The sequence below is a fragment of the Marinifilum sp. N1E240 genome (assembly GCF_009295825.1).
GTDB lineage: Bacteria > Bacteroidota > Bacteroidia > Bacteroidales > Marinifilaceae > Marinifilum_A > Marinifilum_A sediminis.
In genome coordinates this window covers 555,217-575,103 of the sequence record NZ_WHKF01000003.1, presented here as the reverse complement: position 1 = coordinate 575,103, position 19,887 = coordinate 555,217, and the positions used below count along the sequence as shown (strand labels likewise).

Genomic DNA, 19,887 nt, shown 5'->3' with positions numbered 1-19,887 from the left:
AAACAATAAATAATTATACGACATGAAAAAACTTATACTATTACTTACAATCTGTTTTGGTTTCTTGAGCAGTACAATGGCACAGGAAGTTGGAGTTACGATGGCTACAACACAAACAGTTTATGCAGGATCAACAAATGTTTACGATGTTACACCTGATGCAAATTTTGATTTTGAATGGGAAGTATATACAGATGCAGACTGCACACCTGGAAATGAAGCTACGGGTGAGGTTACATTCAATGGAGTTAAGAACACAGCTTCTGTTAGTATCACATGGGATGGTCCATCACCTTTAGCAGATAAGGATTACTATCTAAAGCTAACAAAAACCAGTAAGGATGATAATTGTCCTAACTTTAAAATTTTGCATGTAATTCTTAAAGCTACTAATGATATGGATGTTGTGTTTGCTACTAATGTATCTGACGACTGTTCGGTTAATTTAACTGGTGATAATGTTGAAATTCCAGTTACTTTATCAGGTTCTGGTTTAGTTCATAGAACTGGAGAAGTTGCGAGTGTTTGGTATACTGTAAATAGTACTGTTGAGGCAGAAGCTGTTGAATTAGCGGTGAGTTTAACTCAAGATGTGGATGGAAATTACTCTATAACTATTCCTAATGCTAAATTGATTGACCTTAATCCTGAAGTTGAGCAAGATTATGTGATACGTCTTTTTAAAATGAAGAATGGTACTGGTGTCGAAAAGGATTTGGATGAGACAACACATATTCATACAAGAACTTCACACGCACTTCCAACTGTTGACGATATTCAGTTTTAGTAGAAACTAAATTATAGTACTATGAAAAAAATACTATCATTACTCATTTTTGCCTTTACTTTTATTGGGCTTGCAAATGCTCAAACAGAAGTAACAGGTGGAACAAGTCAAAATTTAACAGCGGTTCATACGCACGGAAGTACGTTTGCATGGACAGTTGTAGGCGATGGTGGAACAACTGTAGCTATTGCAGAAACAACAAGCGCAATTACGTTTACTTGGCCAACGGTTGCTGATATGTACACAATAAGTGTAGTTACAACTGATGTAAATGGTTGTAAGAGTGAACCGTTTGAGCAAAGAGTGAAAGTGTTGGGTACACCAACTGTTGAATTTGCTGATGCAGGTGATGTACTTGGGGTTTGTTCAGCCGCTACAACCATTGCTGATAATGGAAGCACACCAGTTATCGTAACTTATACCGGTGCACAACCATGGACTTTGACTTACTCAATTATGGATAACAACGATGTTGTAGTTCCAGGTTTTGATAATATCGAAGTTGCAGATATAAATGGGGATCATACTATTGATGTAGCTCATACATTTGTTAATAATGAATCAACAGTTCAGAACTGGAAAGTTGTAATTAACTCAGCAAAATCGGCTGATGATGTTGTTGTAAATGCTACTGATGACGATAAAAATATCGTAGTATATCCTAAACCAGTAATTACAAATCTTACTTTAAATTAAACGTTTAAATAAATGATAAGAACCTTACTACATAAAACACTGCTAAGCGCACTGCTGATCCTTTTAGGAGGATTGGCGGCTGTGTCGCAGCAGTATGTAGTTAAGGGAACAACGCTTAATTTTAAAGTGGATGAGAATGCAGCTTACAAGTATCATTGGTCTGTTACCAATACATCAACGGGTGCCGTAGCTTATTTGGCTTCTAAAACATTCGAATCTGGAGATTATCAGTTTGTAAACGCTGGAACTTATGAAGTAAAAGTGTATCCTGAGGATTTAGGAACGCACTGTTTTGGTGAAGGGTTAACTATGCTAGTTATAGTTGATGAATCAGCGCCAACAGCTGTATTTGAAGATTTAGAAGTGCCTTATGTTTGTGCTCAAAACAATGGTGGAGATGCCAATGGAATGGTTAATGTAAGGGTAAATTATACCGGACCAAAACCTTGGACATTTAAATACTCTGTTGATAGAGCACCTGCAGAAATGCCTACTGGTGCGAATGAAATCTATACCAATCAGTTTGAGTTTGAATTGGAGATACCTAATACTTCAGGTAAGACTCACAGAGCGGAAATATTATTGGTTGAAGCCAAAACATTATCTGGAGTTCCGGTTGAAGAGGATTTAGCCAATCAAACCTTAGAGGTGGATGTGATGGCATTACCAAATACGGTATTTGGCGATTACAATCCGGTTATTCAGGCAGGTACAATTCAGGCATATACTGCAACCATTGAGAAGAATGAAAATTATGAAATTTTTGTTCCTGCAGATGCAACAGTGTTGAATGAAAGTACCACAAGAATGAGTGATAATTTCCATAGCGAATTAAGTTTTGATGTTCAATGGGGAAATACGCCAGGAGATTATCAAATTAAATTGATAGAACGCAGTGCATTTGATTGTGCCGGAGATACAATTTATGCTGATATCAAAGTGGTTGAATCATTTGTTGTAAGTTTAGGTGATGATATCGCTTTCTGTTCTGGAGATACAAGAGTTCTAACTCCTGTTATTGATTTTGATGGTGATTATTCTTACTTGTGGTCTGACGGATCATTAGGATCAACTTTAACAGTTAGTGAAACCGGAATTTATTCTGTAACTGCTACAGATAAAAATACGGGAAAACAATCATCAGCTGTTGTTAATGTAACGGTTTGGTCGGCTCCTGTTGTCGATTTAGGAGATGACTATCAGTTAGCAGAAGGAGAAATACTTACACTCGATGCACAGAATGCGGGTAACGATTATGAATGGTCTACAGGTGAAACTACTCAAACCATTCAGGTAAGTACAAGTAATACCTATAGTGTTACTGTTACAAATTTAAATGGATGTTCAGCCAGCGATGAAATTGTAATATCTAGTGTTAGTGATGTATTTGCGATTAATCTTGGTGATGATAAAGATATTTGTGAAGGTGATGAGATCGTTTTGAATCCAAACCCTACAATAACCCAGGATTATACATATTTATGGTCGAATGGAGCAAATACATCAACCTTAACAGTTACAGAGTCTGGAAATTATTCGGTAATTGTAATGGATGCTACCGGAGTTGAAAAGACCGATGAAATACTTGTTAATGTTCATCCTTTACCAATTGTTGATTTGGGAGAAGATATTGTTTTATATGACGGTGAAACAGCAACATTAGATGCCGGACCAGAAGGTTTAACAGGATCTTATGAATGGAATACTGGAGACGCAACACAAACTATCACAGTTAGCGATGAGAATGTGTATTCAGTTCTTGTAACATCAGAGTTTGGATGTACCAATAGTGATGAAGTAAGTGTAATTCGAAAAGATGGTCATAAATTCTCGGTTGATTTAGGTGGTGATATTCAAATTTGTGAAGGTGATAGAGTATATCTTGAACCGACTATTGATAGAACGTTTAGTGCCGAACCTACTTATAGCTGGATTCCTTCGGAATCAACTGATAAAGGTATTTTTGTAGATCAGACTGGTAAATATTGTGTTGAAGTAACTGATCCATTTGGTAATACCGAAGGAGATTGTATCGAATTAATTGTAAATGCTTCTCCAATTGTTGACTTAGGCGATGATTTAGTATTAACAGCAGGAGAAACTGCAGAGTTGGATGCTGCGAATGATGGTTCATTCTATCGTTGGTCAAATGATGAGATTTCTCAGAAAATTGTTGTTGATCAGGCGGGTGAATATTGGGTAGAGGTTACCAATCAAAAAAGTTGTATGGGAAGAGATACTGTAAATGTATCTTATCCGGAAGGTGACCAATTTGTGGGATTACCAACAGGATTCTCTCCAAATGGAGATGGTAAGAACGATGTTCTGTATGTAAGAGGAAATAATATTGCTTCAATGAGTTTGATTATTTACAACAGATTAACCATTAAAATTTTCCAATCGAACAGACAAGATGTAGGTTGGGATGGAACTTATAGAGGTAAGAAACAGGATATGGATGTATATGTTTATTTCTTGGAAGTTACTTTGCTTGATGGTAGAACGATACAGAAAAAAGGTAACGTTACGTTACTGAATTAATATATTTGATGAATTAAGGATATTTTAATATTTAAATTAGATACGATTAATTATATTTAAACTGCCAAAAAAGGCGACTATATTTTATATCAAATTGATATTTTATGTTTGGGTAATACAATAATATTACCCATTTTCATATTTTTGTTTGGGGGTTTATCTTTCTTGTTGATCGTTGAAGTTGAAAATCGGAAAACCCTTAGGAAGTGTTTATGAGAAAGTATATTCTGATTTTATTGTCGATTGTTTTATTGGGAGTTTTTAAGCTCTCAGCTCAGCGTGTACACTCTTCTCAGTTCTATTCTATCCCATTATTGTTAAATCCAGCACTTACCGGAAATTCAGATTATAACCTCCGAGGAGGAATGAATTATCGTAATCAGTGGAATAGTGTTACCACACCTTTTGTATCTCAAGCTGTTTTTATCGATGGTAAATTATCAACACAATTGTTGAGTTCTTCCTGGATTGGAGTTGGAGGAATGGTATTTAATGATAAAGCGGGTGAGGGTAGTTTAAAAACCACTCAGGTAATGTTTGCCGGTTCTTTAAACAAAAGTCTAAATGCTGGAAACACTTTATTTTTGCACGCAGGAATTGGTGTTGAAATGGTAAATAAATCGGTAGACTATAACAAGCTGGTTTTCGATGATCAATGGGATGGAACCATATTCGATCCTAATTATCAGTCTGGAGAACCGTTAGGGACTCAATCGTTATTTTATGCCGATTTTTCTGCAGGTATGATGATGACTTATTTTCGTGGTAAAACCAAATATTTTATGGGAACTGCGGTGAGTCATATCAATCAACCAAACGAATCATTTTACGAAATTACCAATAACTTAAAGCGTAAATTTGCCTGGCATGGAGGTTTCGAAAGTCGTATTAACTCTAGAATGTATATTAAGCCTGAAATTATGCATACCACTGAAAATGATGCAAACGAATGGATTGCTGGAGCTAATGCAATGATGTTATTTGGCGAAAAAGGAACAATTCTACATTACGGTATGTGGTATCGTTTTTCACAGGATATTATTCCGGTTTTTGGATACGAGAAAAAGCGTTTGAAAGTATTGATTTCTTATGATATAAATGTATCCGATTTGCAAACAGCATCATCTAATCGTGGAGGTTTAGAGATCTCTTTAACTTACAATTACAATTACTCCAACCCACGAGAAATTCGAAAGCTTAAACGTCGACAAAAAGTTAAGAAACTTGGCGATAAAGCGATCTCATGTCCGAAATTCTCACACGAGGATTAAAAATTACAAGTATAAAGGGTAGCATAATATTGTATTCATAAACCCATACTCCGAACTTTGCACTAACTGCTAACTGCTAACTGCTAACTGCTAACTGCTAACTGCTAACTGCTAACTGCTAACTGCTAACTGCTAACTGCTACTGTCTGTCTTTCTTAATGTACTCTTTCTTCTTTTTCTCAAATACTTTACCTTCTACAATAAGTACAATTTCGCCTTTAACTGTTTTTGAATTGAAGTGATTTGCCAATTCATTAAGTGTGCCTCTTGCATTTTCCTCATGCAATTTTGTCAATTCTCTCGATACAGAAGCTTTTCTATTTTCACCCATAACTTCTGCCAATTGCTGTAAAGTTTTCACCAATCGATGAGGTGATTCATAGAAAATCATGGTGCGTGTTTCTTCTGCCAATTCATTCAATTTTGTTTGACGACCTTTCTTTTGGGGAAGAAATCCTTCAAAGCAAAATCGATCACAAGGCAAGCCTGAATTTACCAAAGCTGGCACAAAAGCAGTTGCTCCAGGCAAACATTCAACTTCAATTCCCTGTTCTGCGCAATGTTTCACCAAAAAGAATCCAGGATCAGAAATACCGGGAGTTCCCGCATCCGAAATAAGAGCAATGGTTTCTCCCGCTAAAATACGTTTTACGATATTTTCGGAGGTTTTGTGCTCGTTAAACTTATGATGAGACATCAGTGGTTTGCTTATCTCATAATGTTTTAAGAGAAAGCCTGAGGTTCTTGTATCTTCAGCTAAAATGAGATCAACGCTCTTTAATACATTAATTGCTCTTAGGGTAATATCTTCTAGATTTCCGATTGGAGTCGGAACTAAGTATAATTTTGACATGCTTAAAATTTTCTCTTTGTAATTTCTAAAAATTGAACAACTGTTGGATTCTCAAAATCCCAATTTTGCTTCAATTTAAAATGTTCTTCTACAGTACTAAATTCATTGGTATTATTGATGAATTCTATAGTTGAATTGTATTTGTCATTATCATTATTGAAAAGCTCTCGAATAAATAGGAAACGATCGTTAATTCCAATGGCTGATCGAATATCAGTAATGGAATTTGAATAAAATTTCTCGCCAAGAACTTCATTTCCCGGGGAATGTAACTGATCATTTAAGGTCGAACTTTCTTCAACTTTTTCATTTTGAATTGAAACAGTTTCCTTAACTTCTTCGGAGATTTTTATTTTGATTTCTTCAGGAATCTCAATTTTTGCTTCTTCTATTTTTAATTCAGGTTTTGTAATTACAGGTTCTGTAGAAATTTTTTTCTCTTCCTTTATAACTTTATTAATAGATGAAAAATTTGCATTCAGAATTTCAAACTCCTTACTTAAACTTTCTATCCTATCCGATAAGAGTGAAATTCCTTCCTCTAATTCGTTAGGTGTATTTTTGAAATGTTCTAACAGACTTTGAATTTCTCCTGTTTTATTTTGGAGTAGCTGAAGCATTAATTTTTTATCCATTTTCGAGCTTTTTTCCTGTTTGAAAGAATGACTTTCCTTGTCTTATTTTTCTACAAATAATAATCTATACAAAGAAACGAGAAATTTTTGATTTGATTGCTCTTCACTCTTCCACTTTACAAGAAGAAATATGTTGCTGACGAGGAGATCGAATCTGTTTGTCGAAGATTATTCACAATTCGAAATAGGATTGCCATAAATTAATCAGTTTTCCTATTTTTGTATATCTATGTAAAATCACTTAAACTGATATAAATGTTTCTTGAGAATGATATAAGCAGAGCCGGACGTCAAGGTTGGGTAGAAGTTATTGTGGGATCAATGTTTTCGGGTAAAACGGAAGAATTAATTCGTAGATTAAATCGAGCAAAAATAGCAAAGCAAAAGGTTGAAATTTTTAAACCTCATATTGATGTTCGTTATTCCGAAGATGAGGTGGTATCACACAATGCAAACTCTATTCGCTCTACACCTGTAGAAACTTCTGCAAATATTCTTCTGTTAGCAAGTAATGTTGATGTTGTTGGGATTGATGAGGCTCAGTTTTTTGATAATGGTTTATCGGAGGTTTGCAACGAATTAGCAAATCAAGGTGTACGTGTTATCGTTGCTGGCTTAGATATGGATTTTAAAGGCAATCCTTTCGGACCAATTCCAAGTTTAATGGCAACTGCTGAGTATGTGACTAAGGTGCATGCGGTTTGCATGCGTTGTGGAAATCTGGCGAATTATTCTCACCGTTTATCAGAAGGTGATAAATTGGTTCTTTTAGGTGAAAAACAGGAATATGAACCACTTTGTCGTTCATGTTACACAAAAATATACTCTGATTCAGCCCAGTAAAATATTTATATGAGATCTGATAATAGCTATTCAATTGAATCGATTGCCAGAATTGCTGAAGGGAGACTTTTGGGTGATTCTTCTATTTGTGTACGATCATTGTCTATCGATAGCAGATCTTTATTAATTGCAGAGCAAACGCTATTTTTTGCCCTTGTTGGTGAACGCCACAATGGACATACTTATATAGCTGATTTGTATAAAAAAGGCGTAAGAGCTTTCGTGATCAGCAATATTGAGGTAGAAATTCAAAATTACCCGGAAGCGGGATTTGTACTGGTAGAAAATACGCTGGATGCACTTCAGCAACTAAGTAAATACCATAGGGAACAATTTTCTTATCCGGTAGTTGGAATAACAGGAAGTAATGGAAAAACCATCGTAAAAGAGTGGTTGTATCAGTTATTGAATGAATCATTTACTATTGTTCGAAGCCCAAAGAGTTACAATTCGCAGGTTGGTGTTCCTTTATCTTTATGGAACATGAATACGGAGGCTGAAATGGCAATTATAGAAGCCGGAATTTCTCAGCCGAATGAAATGTCGCGACTTGCAGAGATCATACAGCCAAACATTGGTGTATTTACTCACCTGGGAGAAGCACATCGCGAAAATTTTACAGGAAAACTGCATCTTATTTACGAGAAGATCAATTTGTTCTCAAGTTGTGAAAAAGTGGTTTACTGTTCCGACGATTCAATTGTTGAACGTTCCTTTGTACAGGGATTGGAGCGTAAGCAGGAACACATCAACTGGTCAAGAAATAAGTATGCTTATTTTATGATCCTTAAGGAAAAAGTTGAAGGGAACTTTACCCGAATCACTTATAAAGTCAATTGTATCGAAAACGAAATTGTGATTCCGTTTACTGATCATGCTTCTGTTGACAATGCCATTACCGCTTATGTAACGGCATTGATAATGGACGTTGATGAGGAAGTGCTTAAAAAGGCTTTGCTAAAATTGGAGCCAATTGCCATGCGATTGGAGATAAAGGAAGGCTTTGGCAATTGTACTTTAATAAACGATTATTACAATTCCGATTTGGGCTCTCTCGAAATTGCTCTTGATTTTATGAATCGCCAGCAAAGAGATAAAAAAAAGACACTCATTTTATCAGATATCTATCAGGCTGGGCTTACAGATCGAAAATTATACAAGCAAGTTGCGAAGTTAATCGACAAGAAGAAGTTGGATCGATTTATTGGAATTGGAGAAAGAATATCATCGCTAGCTGAATTATTTGAGGGCGAGGCTTCTTTTTACCCATCAACCGATATTTTTCTATCCGATCTAAATCGAAATCAGTTTAACGATGAATTAATTCTGATTAAAGGAGCTCGTGATTTTCACTTCGAAAGAATATCAAAAGCATTGCAATTTAAGGCGCATCGAACGGTTTTAGAGGTCGATTTAACCGCCATGGTGCACAATTTGAATTATTTTAGATCCTTGCTTAAACCTGAGACAAAGCTTACCGTAATGGTAAAGGCATTCTCTTATGGAAGTGGATCAACAGAAATAGCCAATTTACTGCAATATCACAGGGTAGATTACCTGGCTGTTGCCATTGCCGATGAGGGTGTAGAGTTGCGAAATGCTGGAATCAACATTCCTATCATTGTGATGAATCCAGAACCGCACTCTTTCGAAACCATGATAGAGTACAGGCTCGAACCTGAAATCTACAACATCAAAATCCTTAAAGAATTCCAAAAAGCATTGCGACAGAATTTGGTAAAGAATTATCCTATTCACATTAAGCTGGATACAGGAATGCATCGAATGGGTTTTATGCAGGATGATTTGGACGAATTAATTGAAGCCACTCATGATAATGAGTTCTTTTATCTACGATCGATATTTTCACATTTGGCTGGTGCCGATGAAGAACAACACGACGATTATACCATTCAGCAAATTGAATTGTTTAGCAAGTGGAGTGATAAAATAAGGTCTCATTTCGATTACAAAATCGATCGCCATGTGCTGAATTCTGCTGGTATAGAACGATTCTCGCACGCACAATTCGAAATGGTCCGCCTGGGCATTGGCTTGTATGGCGTAAGTCCGGTTCATCAGGACAAATTGATGAATGTGAGCACTCTTAAAACTACCATATCGCAAATTAAGGAAGTTTCTAAGGAAAATACTGTTGGTTATGGTCGCATGGGTGTGTTAAGCGAGGATACTCGCATTGGAATTATCCCAATTGGTTATGCCGATGGTTTTAGTCGAAAATTGAGCAACGGAGTAGGAAAGCTGCTGGTAAACGGTACATTGTGTCCTGTTGTTGGCAATGTTTGCATGGATATGAGCATGATCGACCTTACTAATGTTGCAGCCTCCGAAGGTGATACGGTTGTTATTTTTGGCAATGAACATCCGGTAAGCGAGCTGGCGCAACAACTCGACACTATTCCCTACGAAATTCTTACCACCGTATCGCGTCGCGTAAAACGTGTTTATCTTCAAGAGTGATTAAATCATTTGGGTGTTCTCCTACGGGTCGGGCTTTCCGTTTCTATCCCTAACACAAAAGCTGTAATAAGAATATAGATTGGTATTTTTGATATGCATAGCAATCGTTCGATTTAGAAAAGATTACGGTGCTCTGCACCTGTTTCTTTTCCACATTTTCTGGTCTACCAATCTATAGGTGCTCCGCACCAAAAGTCGTCATTCTGTTTTTACATTAATTTATTTTCTAAATCGAGCAACAGAGTTGCGTAATATTTGTAGCCGATTATTCAGGAATTTAAATTAGGTGCGGCGTACCGTTATATTTTAGTTTTCAAGCCGTAATACCCTCAATATATGTTCTTATTAGTAGTAAATTGATTCTCTTTACTTTAATTAAGTATAATTAGAACTAATATCATTTGTATGTTAAAGTGTTATGACTTAATTTTCAACCAGAGAAAAATGTAATTTAGAAATTTATGAAATTAATATTTAAAAATTTTCTCATTCTATTCTGTGTATTTAGTTTGGGTATGTTTATTGGTGAATGGTTGTTAGACTATATACTTTCGTCAGCTAGAGAAAGTATTAGAAAGGAGATTATAGATGCTATTGTTATAGGTGGTTTTGTTTCTGTATTTTTGATATTTACCAACAAATCATTGCGAGAAGAAAAGAAGTAATTTGAATGAATAAAAAAAGAGACACTGCAAGCAATGTCTCTCTCTTCAATATTGTTCTTAAAAGTTATCCTAATTTACTAATTCGATCAAGGCGAACCTTGTCTAGTATTTTAATTTTTCTTCCATCAATCGCAATTACACCTTCACTTGCAAAAGTAGATAATGTTCGAATTGCGTTCGAAGTTGTCATATTCGATAAGTTTGCAATATCTTCTCTCGACAGGTAAACCTTAATGGTTGCCTCGTCATCTTCAAATCCATAAGTATCGCGAAGGAATAGTAAGGATTCAGCCAAACGACCACGAATGTGCTTCTGCGTAAGCGTAATGGTTCTGTTGTTCGAGAAGCCTAGCTCTGTAGAAAGAGATCGAATGATACAAAGTGCCAATTCAGGATTCGAACGAAGCAACTTAAGAATCAAATCGTAACTTACAGTACAGGTGATCGAATCTTCGATAGCTACTGCCGAGGCGATATTATTTTCTTCGGCAAATAGAGCACGATATCCAATAAATCCAATTGGCTTTGCCATACGAACAATCTGCTCTCGTCCGCCAACACCTTCTTTAAAAATCTTAACTTTTCCTTCTGACAAACAAATTAGACCAATTGGTCTTTCCCCTTCTTTGTAAATGTATTCTCCCTTCTTAAAAAAAGAACAAGTCATATTCGACTTTAATTCTTCCTTCTCTACAGGAGTAAGAACATTAAAAACAGAGTTTGGATTGTTTATCACTTCTCCACAAATAGTCTCCCTTGACTTTCTTTCATTCTCAATCATACCTAAAGCGGAATATGGTTTAAAAAATATACTTGCATGTTTTAAAACAGTTCAAAAGTATATAAATGATATTAAACGAGAAAATGAATAGAGAAAAAATTCATTATTTCGTCAATGTTCGACAACATGCTATTTTGTAGGTGTTTATACCCAACATCTAGTGTTTTGCTACCAATGGAATTTTACGACCGAAGCCGAAAGCCTTAGATGAAACGCGCAATATAGGCGGAGTCTGGAATCTTTTGTACTCATTCATGTTTACCAAACGAATTGCTTTATTTACCGTTTCTTTCTCGAAACCTTCTGCAATAATTTCTTCAGAAGACATATTTTTTTCTATATATCGGTACAAAATACCATCTAAAATGTCATAATCGGGTAATGAATCAGAATCTTTCTGATCTGGACGCAACTCAGCTGATGGTGGTTTCACGATGGTATTTTCTGGAATCACTTCGGCATCCTTGTTCATAAACCAAGCCATTTTAAAGACATCTGTTTTGTAAACATCGCCCAATACCGATAAGCCACCATTCATATCTCCATAAAGAGTTCCGTATCCAACGGCAGCTTCACTCTTGTTTGATGTATTTAAAAGAATGTGTCCGAACTTATTCGATAAGCCCATCATTAAAGTTCCACGAACTCGTGCTTGTATGTTTTCTTCAGCTACGTTAAAAGGCAAATCGCCAAATATCGGAGCCAATGATTTTTGAAATTCATTAAAGATATCCTGAATTGCTACTATTTCGTACTGAATACCCAGATTCTCGGCTAAAGCAACCGCATCATTTACCGAATGATCCGATGAAAATTCAGATGGCAATAATAAAACTCTTACATTTTCTTTTCCCAACGCTCGTTCAGCTAAAACAACAGTTACAGCGGAATCAATTCCTCCCGATAAACCCAAGGTTGCTTGCTTGAAACCCATTTTACCGAAGTAATCTTTTAGTCCAAGAACCAAAGCATCATGAATTTTTTCGATATAATCAACCTCTTCACTCTCTATTTTGGTGTTTTCAATTTCATTCAAATCAACAACCTGATAATCTTCTTCAAAATATTTTAAGCGACAAGCCACTTCTCCTTTCGAATTCAAAGCCATTGAATCTCCATCGAAAATCAATTCGGTATGAGCACCAATTTGATTCACGTAGAAAACTGGTAATTGGTACTTTTGAGTACACGACTTCAAAATATTGGTTCTGTGATCCTGCTGATTGTATGAAAAAGGTGAGGCTGCAATATTAACTACAAAATCAGGATTCAACTTGCTCAACTCCTCCATTGGAGAAATGTTGTACAATTCCGATTTCGAAAAATTATTATCTACAGGCTGTTTCTCCCATAAATCTTCACAAACTGTTAAGGCAATCTTCTTTCCTTTAAACTCAACCAATGAGAATTCGGTGTTGGGTTCAAAATATCTGTATTCATCGAAAATATCGTAATTGGGAAGCAAGGTTTTGTTGTGTATGCTTTCCACTTTACCATTAGAGATAAAATAAGCCGAATTGTATAAATTTTTCCCCTTTGCATGTGGATTGATTGAAGGTCCGCCAACCACTGCGGCTATATCTATACAAGAATCAGCAACTTTTTGCAATGCAGATTGTGCACGTTCGATAAAGTCTTTTCTTTCCAATAAATCTTTTGGAGGATACCCACAAATGGCTAGTTCAGAAAAAACAACAAGATCTACTTTCTCGTTTCGCGATTTTTCTATTGTTGAAATAATCTTCTCAGTATTGCTTTCGAAATTGCCAATATGGTAATTCAATTGGGCTAATGCTATTTTCATCTTCTATTATATTGTCTCGAATAATCTAAATTGAAGCCTTTTCGGCGATAGGCAAATTTAGTTATAAAAAGGAAATGAATTGTGCCTGAAGCGAAAAAGCTGGCATTATAAGTACAGAAAATGTTTTCTAAGAATTATGCTTTGTTTATTTTTGAGTTTCACGAGTTAAAACTGCAATTAAAATAAAAGTTGATGACATTTTTGAAGAAAAGCATTAGGATTCAAATTCTAGTTTTGTGTGTAATCACACCATTCTCTTGCAATACAAATAATAATCGTCCAGATGTTTCGGATATTGAACTTGAGGTGAAAATCAATCGTTTCGATAAAGATCTTTTTGCCTTAAAAGAGGATCCTAATCTTGAAAAATTTATAGTGAAGTATGGTGAATATCTTTCCATGTATAGTAACAAAGTAATTGGCTTGGGAAATACGGATATTCCTAACTATATGGAATATTTGAATAAATTCTTGTTTGATACCACCATGACGCAAGTTAGTGCAACGGTTCTTGAAGTTTTCCCTACTCTCGAAAAAGAAGAAACGGAACTGACGGAAGCTTTTAAATATTTAAAATATTATTTTCCTGATCACCGATTGCCTAAATTTTATGCCCAAGTTTCTGGGTTCAATCAATCTATTGTGGTAGCAAAGGATATTGTTGGCATTAGTTTGGATAAATATTTGGGTGAAGAATGTGAATACTATTCTCTTTTAAGAACACCAATGTATGCCAGGAAAAATATGATTCCCAAACGAGTGGCTCAGGATGTGATTTTGGCTTATGGATTAACCGAGTTTCCTTTCCTGCCAAAAAAGGATGACTTGATTAGTAATATGATATATCAAGGAAAAATAAGATACTTTCTTCAACAAGTTATGCCGGATAAATCTGAAGCGGATATCATGAAATATTCAAAAGAAGATTTGGCTTGGTGTCAGGAGAGTGAAGATTTGATTTGGGGATATATTATAGAGCAAAAACATTTGTTCAATACACAGCATAGAACTATTATCAAGTACATAAATGATGGACCAAATACATCAGGAATGCCTCAGGAATCTCCTTCGAGAACTGGAATTTGGATAGGTTTACAAATTGTAAAGGAATTCATGAAAAAGAATAAGGATTATACCTTAGAGAAGTTGATGAAAGAAAATGATTATGGTATGATCTTAAGAAAATCATCTTTTCAGCCAGAATAATATTTACTTATAATGAAAATTGCCACAATACAATTTGCTCCAGTTTTTGGAAATTTAAGTTTTACTATCGAAAAATTAAAACCTCTTTTGAAAAAATCGGAAGAGGCGGATATTGTGGTATTACCAGAATTGGCAAATTCCGGTTATAATTTTGGATCTCTTGAAGAGGCAAAGAGTTTGTCTGAAAATACGAATAATAGTGTATTTGTTGAATTTTTGAGAGCGCAATGTGAATTATATCAATTTAAAATCGCTACTGGATTTTCTGAATTAGAAGGAAATCAATTGTACAATTCGTCATTGTTAATCGATAAAAAGGGAGTAATAGGAAAATACAGAAAACTTCATTTATTTATGAATGAAAAGAAGTTTTTTAATCCTGGAAATCTTGCTCTGCCAATTTTTGAAGTGGATAATGTAAAAATTGGAATGTTGATTTGCTTCGATTGGATGTTTCCGGAAGTATGGCGAAAGTTGGCTTTGAAAGGGGCGGATATCATTTTACATCCATCTAATCTGGTATTGCCATATGCACAATCGGTGATTCCTTCTTATGCATTAGTAAATAGAACTTACATTGTTACATCAAATAGAATAGGAACAGAAAAGGAACTAACATTTACCGGTCAATCTATAATTGCCAATCCTAAAGGGGAAGTTTTAGCAAGAGCAGGCAAGGGTGAGGAAATAATTATGCTTGACATCGATCCTGAATTGTCAAGAAATAAAATGATTACGCCACTTAATGATGCCTTTAAAGACAGACGAACAGACATATATGAATAGACCTATGAATACATCAAATATTAATATTGACGAAGAGAAAAGAAAAATTCGTAAAGAAATAAGATTGTTGAAGCAAGGATATTCCGATCAACAGAAAATGGATTTATCTGAACCTATTTTGAAGAAATTGGAAGAGATGCCTGAGTTTGTTGAGGCTCGTACTGTTATGCTGTATTGGTCGATGAAGGATGAGGTGTTTTCACATGAATTTGTATGTAAATGGGCGAATCAGAAAAGAGTAATTCTTCCATGTGTTAAAGGTTCTACTTTAGATCTAAAGGTTTTTGAGGGAAAAGAATCGTTGGTTGAAGGTGAGAATTATGGTATTCCGGAACCCGATGGTCCCATTTTTATGGCTGAGGATGAAATTGATTTAATTTTGATTCCAGGTGTTGCCTTTGATAAGGAAAACAATAGGATGGGGAGAGGAAAAGCTTATTACGATCGATTATTACTTTCTTTAAGCGCCTTTAAAGTTGGCATTTGTTTCGATTTTCAGGTGTTAGATAAAGTGCCAGTTGATGAGCATGATATAAAAATGAACAAAATAATATATTGATTTTCTGACTGTCTAAGTAAAATTATCAATATGTAATTAATGTAAGTGTGTGGCTAGATGGCTTCGCACTTTATTTTTGCATTTTTATTTAAAATACAAGATAGTTACTGAGGAGCTCATTTAAAGTGCACTTCTTGCTCAATACAATAGGATTATCGATATGTTTTAAGAGTGTGAATCTTCTTTTTAGAATCTATTATTTCATACAACACTCTTCTTCTATTTCCATTAACGATATGAAAAAACTGCCTAAATGATATGTAATTATCATTAAAATACCAATTGGTATGATAAAGGTTTTTGAGTTTTATATTCACTAGACTAATCCTAAATATAATAGTATTTTAGTTCTTGTTTAATTTTATTTAACTAATTGTAGTGTGGTAATGAGGGGTTTGAAGATTCGTAAATAAAAATCTATTTTCTATCAATCTAATTTTAAGTTTAATGTAAAAAGAGTTTTCAGTTAATATGATCTATTTAATTTTACAATTGACAAACAAACTGAAAATAAATACATAATAAAAAGCGGGGAAACCTGACTATTCATTTTAAACTTAAAATCATAACCATGAAAAAATTATTATTTACCGCAATGGCAAGTTTATGCTTTAGTGGAATGCTAGTAGCACAAATCAATAAATCAGATGTAAATCAAAAAGGAAAAAACCACACTGCCAAAGTTAATCAAGTTGGCATGTTAAATTTCAATGATAATAACCAAAAAGGAAATGGAAACGAATTAGACGTAAAACAAAACGGTTTTGGTAATATCTCTATTTCAAATCAAAGAGGAAAATCAAATGATTATACATTAGTTCAGAATCGTACTTCAAATATTTCTTTACTAGCTCAAAGAGGTAAAGAACATTCAGCTTATGTGAATCAATTTGGATTGTTGAATATTTCATTGGTTAATCAAATTGGAGGAGCCGAAAATTCAGCAACTGTTCTTCAAACGGGTATGCTTAATATGTCTAAGGTAGATCAACTGCACGCGACTAATGAGTCTGCTTTCGTATTGCAATTTGGTGGATTAAATCAGTCATACATTACTCAAGAAGGACGTGAAGATAGAGCTATTGTAAGTCAATTTGGTGAATCTAACTTGTCTAATATCAAGCAATACATCACTACAAATGATTATGCACTTGTATCTCAGATTGGTGCATCGAATGATGCAATGATTGATCAGAAATTAGGTGGTGATAACAATGCTGAAGTTTTCCAAAATGGAGATGAAAATGATGCTGATGTATATCAGTGGTATGGTACTGACAATGATTTATTGATTAAGCAAAGTGGTAACAATAATTATGCTTACGGTTCTCAAAGTACAACTGAAAATAATGAGATTTTAATTAAGCAAAATGGGGATAACAATTATGCTTCAGCTTCACAATATTATGGATCTTATAATTATAGTGAGACTCAGCAATTAGGTAACTCTAATTATGCTTCAACTAAGCAATATTTCGGAAATGATAATGTAACTCAAGTTTTACAAATTGGTGATAACAATGATGCAAATGTATTCCAGGAAAGAGGTGAATTAAATTATGCTGGAGTATTGCAAGTAGGTGAAAATCACGACGCAAAAATTAATCAGGAAGATGGATTCTACAATACTGCTATTGCTAAGCAATATGGAAATGGACAAGTTGCTGAAATTAAGCAAATAGGTGGTGAATTCAATAGAGCTTTTGTTGAGCAATACAATGCTTCAAATGAAGCTTATATTTATCAGGAAGATAACAAGTATACTACTGCTTATATCGGACAAGATGGTGTTGATAATGTAGCGGAAATTGCGCAAGTTGAAAACTATGGTAGCACAGCTGAAATTGTACAGATTGGAACTGATAATTTAGCACTTGTTGAGCAAGTTTATACTGCTTATTCTTATGCAGGAATAGGACAAGAAGGTGTAGGTAACGAAGCGGGAATTGGACAATATTTCGTTGCAAATAGTTCAGCTTTAATTCTTCAGGAAGGTGATGACAATTCAGCTCTTTCTATTCAGGCATTTGGCGAAGGAAATATCGCTAAAACAGTTCAGTTGGGTGAAGATAATTCTTCATATACTCTACAAGTTGGTAGTTACAATGATGTAAATGTTTACCAGTCAGGTCTTGGACATGAGTCTGTAGTGGAACAATTTGGTAACGGAAATACAGCGATTGTTTCTCAATCGAATGGTATGGTAACTCCGTAATTTAATTAGGTTTTGAATTAATAATAAAATCCAGTAAGGTTTATTCCTGCTGGATTTTTTTTAGTTTACCCCAATAAAAAAGCCAGTGATCTGATCACTGGCTTTTTAATATCGGTTAGTTGCGATTATTCAGCGTGAATAGCTTCTACCGGGCAAGCGTCAACACAAGTACCACAATCAGTACAAAGATCTGCGTCGATTACATAGCGCTCATCACCCATAGAGATAGCTTCAACAGGACATTCTCCTTCACAAGAACCGCAAGAAATACAGTCGTCGTTAATAACGTAAGCCATTTTATTTTAATTTTAGTGTTAATACTTGTACAAATGTAATATCATATTTTTAATGGTGAAACAAATTTCGTAGTAAATACTCTATTTTGAAACAGATTAAATAATAAACAATAACAATACTTAGCAATAAGATGGGTTATAAATTGCAGAAATAAAGAGAATTGACTCTTTTATTTGTAATCTGAAGATGCCAAATTGTGTTACTTCTTTAGAAATGAGATAGCCAGCCATGCCATTACACTCATTGATGTTTCCAAAGCATTTTCATTTGCTTCGAAATTAGATGTGTGTAGTGATCCATCTATATCAGATTTTACTCCGAAACGATAAAATGTAACAGGATACTTTTGAGAATAGAACCCAAAATCTTCAGTAGTCATTCTAATATCCATGTTTGTTACACGTTTTGCTCCAATTAAATCAATGGCATTTTGTTTGGCTTCATCAGTCAATTTATCATCGTTTACCAAAAATGGGTAACCGTGTTTGATATCAACATCACATTCTGCACCCATTCCTTTAGCTGTTGATTGTGCAATATCTGTAATCAATTGCTTTGCTTTAGCTCTCCATTCTTCGTTCATGGTTCTGAAGGTTCCGGCAATTTTAACTTCATCAGGAATGATATTGGTCGCTCCTTTGGCTTCAATTTTTCCAAATGACAATACCGTTGGGATACGAGCATCGCAATGTCTGCTTACGATTTGTTGAAGTGCAACTATAATATGCGAAGCGATAAGAACATTATCCGTGCATCGGTGTGGCATGGCGGCATGACCTCCTTTTCCTTTAACTGTAAGATAAATTTCATCACCCGATGCCATATACATTCCCGAACGGAATCCTACCGTTCCTGTTGGCATATCTGGTAAAACATGTTGACCTAAGATCCATTCTGGTTCGGGTGTAAGAGCTCCTTCCTCCATCATTAATCTGGCTCCGCCTGGTAACAATTCTTCACCGGGTTGGAATAGGAGTAGTATTGTGCCTTCCCAATTGGCTTTAAATTCATTTAATATTTTAGCGGTACCCAATAAACTTGCCATGTGCATATCATGACCACAAGCATGCATTACTCCATCATTGATGGAACAGTGTTTGTTGTTTGGATTTTCTTTTATTGGCAATGCATCCATATCTGCACGTAATGCAATTACTTTTTTATTTGGATTTTTACCTTTTATTTTACCAACAATACCTGTTTTTACAAAGCCATTTGTATAGGAAATACCAAAATCGTCAAGTTTAGATTGGATAAATTTAGAAGTTTCAAATTCTTGAAACGATAGTTCAGGATTTTTGTGTAAATGAGTCCGTATTTCGGTTATTTCTGAAACTATAGTTTTTGCATATTTACTTAAGGCACTTTTCAATTCAATCATACTTGCTTAAAGATGTGGTTTATTTAATATCAAATATCTTTTTAAGTTGGTTATTACAAATCTAAGAATTGTTTGGAGATTTTATG

16 protein-coding genes are annotated in these 19,887 nt (G+C 34.9%); 10 read left to right on the top strand and 6 right to left on the bottom strand.

Going from position 1 to position 19,887, the window contains the following annotated elements:
* Positions 1 to 22 precede the first annotated feature (22 nt).
* The 4 genes from GCQ56_RS11335 to GCQ56_RS11320 all read left to right on the top strand — a co-directional run bounded on the left by GCQ56_RS11335 (position 23) and on the right by GCQ56_RS11320 (position 5,295).
* A complete protein-coding gene (locus GCQ56_RS11335) occupies positions 23 to 787 on the top strand; it encodes a hypothetical protein (protein ID WP_152734567.1) in 765 nt (254 codons plus the stop codon).
* Positions 788 to 808: 21 nt separating this feature from the next.
* Positions 809 to 1,483 carry a hypothetical protein gene (locus tag GCQ56_RS11330; protein WP_152734566.1) on the top strand — a complete coding sequence of 225 codons (675 nt, stop codon included), beginning with the start codon at positions 809 to 811 and terminating at the stop codon, positions 1,481 to 1,483.
* Positions 1,484 to 1,495: 12 nt separating this feature from the next.
* Complete coding sequence (locus GCQ56_RS11325) at positions 1,496 to 4,024, top strand: gliding motility-associated C-terminal domain-containing protein (protein WP_152734565.1); 2,529 nt, start codon at positions 1,496 to 1,498, stop codon at positions 4,022 to 4,024.
* 212 nt (positions 4,025 to 4,236) lie between these two features.
* Positions 4,237 to 5,295, top strand: a complete 1,059-nt coding sequence (locus GCQ56_RS11320; protein WP_152734564.1) for a PorP/SprF family type IX secretion system membrane protein — start codon at positions 4,237 to 4,239, stop codon at positions 5,293 to 5,295.
* A gap of 139 nt (positions 5,296 to 5,434) precedes the next feature.
* On the opposite strand, the gene rsmI is transcribed toward GCQ56_RS11320, so the two are convergent.
* On the bottom strand, positions 5,435 to 6,148 hold the full coding sequence (rsmI, locus tag GCQ56_RS11315; RefSeq protein WP_152734563.1) for a 16S rRNA (cytidine(1402)-2'-O)-methyltransferase: 714 nt from the start codon (positions 6,146 to 6,148) through the stop codon (positions 5,435 to 5,437).
* 2 nt (positions 6,149 to 6,150) lie between these two features.
* The gene (locus tag GCQ56_RS11310; RefSeq protein WP_152734562.1) at positions 6,151 to 6,783 is read right to left on the bottom strand and encodes a hypothetical protein; all 633 of its coding nucleotides are present in this window, start codon (positions 6,781 to 6,783) and stop codon (positions 6,151 to 6,153) included.
* A gap of 255 nt (positions 6,784 to 7,038) precedes the next feature.
* On the opposite strand from GCQ56_RS11310, the gene GCQ56_RS11305 reads away from it, so the two are divergent.
* Together GCQ56_RS11305 and GCQ56_RS11300 are read left to right on the top strand one after the other, a co-directional pair.
* A complete protein-coding gene (locus GCQ56_RS11305; protein WP_152734561.1) occupies positions 7,039 to 7,626 on the top strand; it encodes a thymidine kinase in 588 nt (195 codons plus the stop codon).
* A 9-nt stretch (positions 7,627 to 7,635) separates the two neighbouring features.
* Positions 7,636 to 10,107: a bifunctional UDP-N-acetylmuramoyl-tripeptide:D-alanyl-D-alanine ligase/alanine racemase gene (locus GCQ56_RS11300; RefSeq protein ID WP_152734560.1), complete on the top strand. Its 2,472-nt coding sequence runs from the start codon at positions 7,636 to 7,638 to the stop codon at positions 10,105 to 10,107.
* Positions 10,108 to 10,836: 729 nt separating this feature from the next.
* Here the strand turns inward: GCQ56_RS11300 and GCQ56_RS11295 are convergent.
* Positions 10,837 to 11,553 (bottom strand): Crp/Fnr family transcriptional regulator, encoded by a 717-nt coding sequence (locus GCQ56_RS11295; RefSeq protein WP_152734559.1) that lies wholly within the window; start codon positions 11,551 to 11,553, stop codon positions 10,837 to 10,839.
* A gap of 157 nt (positions 11,554 to 11,710) precedes the next feature.
* A complete protein-coding gene (locus tag GCQ56_RS11290) occupies positions 11,711 to 13,357 on the bottom strand; it encodes an NAD+ synthase (RefSeq protein ID WP_152734558.1) in 1,647 nt (548 codons plus the stop codon).
* A 192-nt stretch (positions 13,358 to 13,549) separates the two neighbouring features.
* Here GCQ56_RS11290 and GCQ56_RS11285 point away from each other — a divergent pair, with 192 nt between their 5' ends.
* The 4 genes from GCQ56_RS11285 to GCQ56_RS11270 all read left to right on the top strand — a co-directional run bounded on the left by GCQ56_RS11285 (position 13,550) and on the right by GCQ56_RS11270 (position 18,123).
* Complete coding sequence (locus GCQ56_RS11285; RefSeq protein WP_152734557.1) at positions 13,550 to 14,563, top strand: hypothetical protein; 1,014 nt, start codon at positions 13,550 to 13,552, stop codon at positions 14,561 to 14,563.
* 12 nt (positions 14,564 to 14,575) lie between these two features.
* Complete coding sequence (locus tag GCQ56_RS11280; RefSeq protein ID WP_152734556.1) at positions 14,576 to 15,349, top strand: nitrilase-related carbon-nitrogen hydrolase; 774 nt, start codon at positions 14,576 to 14,578, stop codon at positions 15,347 to 15,349.
* A gap of 4 nt (positions 15,350 to 15,353) precedes the next feature.
* Entirely contained in the window at positions 15,354 to 15,908 is a 555-nt protein-coding gene (locus GCQ56_RS11275; RefSeq protein ID WP_152734555.1) for a 5-formyltetrahydrofolate cyclo-ligase, read from the top strand.
* Positions 15,909 to 16,479: 571 nt separating this feature from the next.
* Positions 16,480 to 18,123, top strand: a complete 1,644-nt coding sequence (locus GCQ56_RS11270; protein ID WP_152734554.1) for a hypothetical protein — start codon at positions 16,480 to 16,482, stop codon at positions 18,121 to 18,123.
* A gap of 125 nt (positions 18,124 to 18,248) precedes the next feature.
* Here the strand turns inward: GCQ56_RS11270 and GCQ56_RS11265 are convergent, their stop codons facing one another.
* Positions 18,249 to 18,419 carry a DUF362 domain-containing protein gene (locus tag GCQ56_RS11265; RefSeq protein ID WP_083464674.1) on the bottom strand — a complete coding sequence of 57 codons (171 nt, stop codon included), beginning with the start codon at positions 18,417 to 18,419 and terminating at the stop codon, positions 18,249 to 18,251.
* 200 nt (positions 18,420 to 18,619) lie between these two features.
* Complete coding sequence (locus GCQ56_RS11260) at positions 18,620 to 19,801, bottom strand: M20 family metallopeptidase (RefSeq protein WP_152734553.1); 1,182 nt, start codon at positions 19,799 to 19,801, stop codon at positions 18,620 to 18,622.
* Positions 19,802 to 19,887: the final 86 nt, after the last annotated feature.

Coding starts and splice junctions, on each gene's coding strand:
- GCQ56_RS11335 (WP_152734567.1), top strand. CDS start 23: ATGAAAAAACTTATACTATTACTTACAATCTGTTTTGGTTTCTTGAGC.
- GCQ56_RS11330 (WP_152734566.1), top strand. CDS start 809: ATGAAAAAAATACTATCATTACTCATTTTTGCCTTTACTTTTATTGGG.
- GCQ56_RS11325 (WP_152734565.1), top strand. CDS start 1,496: ATGATAAGAACCTTACTACATAAAACACTGCTAAGCGCACTGCTGATC.
- GCQ56_RS11320 (WP_152734564.1), top strand. CDS start 4,237: ATGAGAAAGTATATTCTGATTTTATTGTCGATTGTTTTATTGGGAGTT.
- rsmI (WP_152734563.1), bottom strand. CDS start 6,148: ATGTCAAAATTATACTTAGTTCCGACTCCAATCGGAAATCTAGAAGAT.
- GCQ56_RS11310 (WP_152734562.1), bottom strand. CDS start 6,783: ATGGATAAAAAATTAATGCTTCAGCTACTCCAAAATAAAACAGGAGAA.
- GCQ56_RS11305 (WP_152734561.1), top strand. CDS start 7,039: ATGTTTCTTGAGAATGATATAAGCAGAGCCGGACGTCAAGGTTGGGTA.
- GCQ56_RS11300 (WP_152734560.1), top strand. CDS start 7,636: ATGAGATCTGATAATAGCTATTCAATTGAATCGATTGCCAGAATTGCT.
- GCQ56_RS11295 (WP_152734559.1), bottom strand. CDS start 11,553: ATGATTGAGAATGAAAGAAAGTCAAGGGAGACTATTTGTGGAGAAGTG.
- GCQ56_RS11290 (WP_152734558.1), bottom strand. CDS start 13,357: ATGAAAATAGCATTAGCCCAATTGAATTACCATATTGGCAATTTCGAA.
- GCQ56_RS11285 (WP_152734557.1), top strand. CDS start 13,550: ATGACATTTTTGAAGAAAAGCATTAGGATTCAAATTCTAGTTTTGTGT.
- GCQ56_RS11280 (WP_152734556.1), top strand. CDS start 14,576: ATGAAAATTGCCACAATACAATTTGCTCCAGTTTTTGGAAATTTAAGT.
- GCQ56_RS11275 (WP_152734555.1), top strand. CDS start 15,354: ATGAATACATCAAATATTAATATTGACGAAGAGAAAAGAAAAATTCGT.
- GCQ56_RS11270 (WP_152734554.1), top strand. CDS start 16,480: ATGAAAAAATTATTATTTACCGCAATGGCAAGTTTATGCTTTAGTGGA.
- GCQ56_RS11265 (WP_083464674.1), bottom strand. CDS start 18,419: ATGGCTTACGTTATTAACGACGACTGTATTTCTTGCGGTTCTTGTGAA.
- GCQ56_RS11260 (WP_152734553.1), bottom strand. CDS start 19,801: ATGATTGAATTGAAAAGTGCCTTAAGTAAATATGCAAAAACTATAGTT.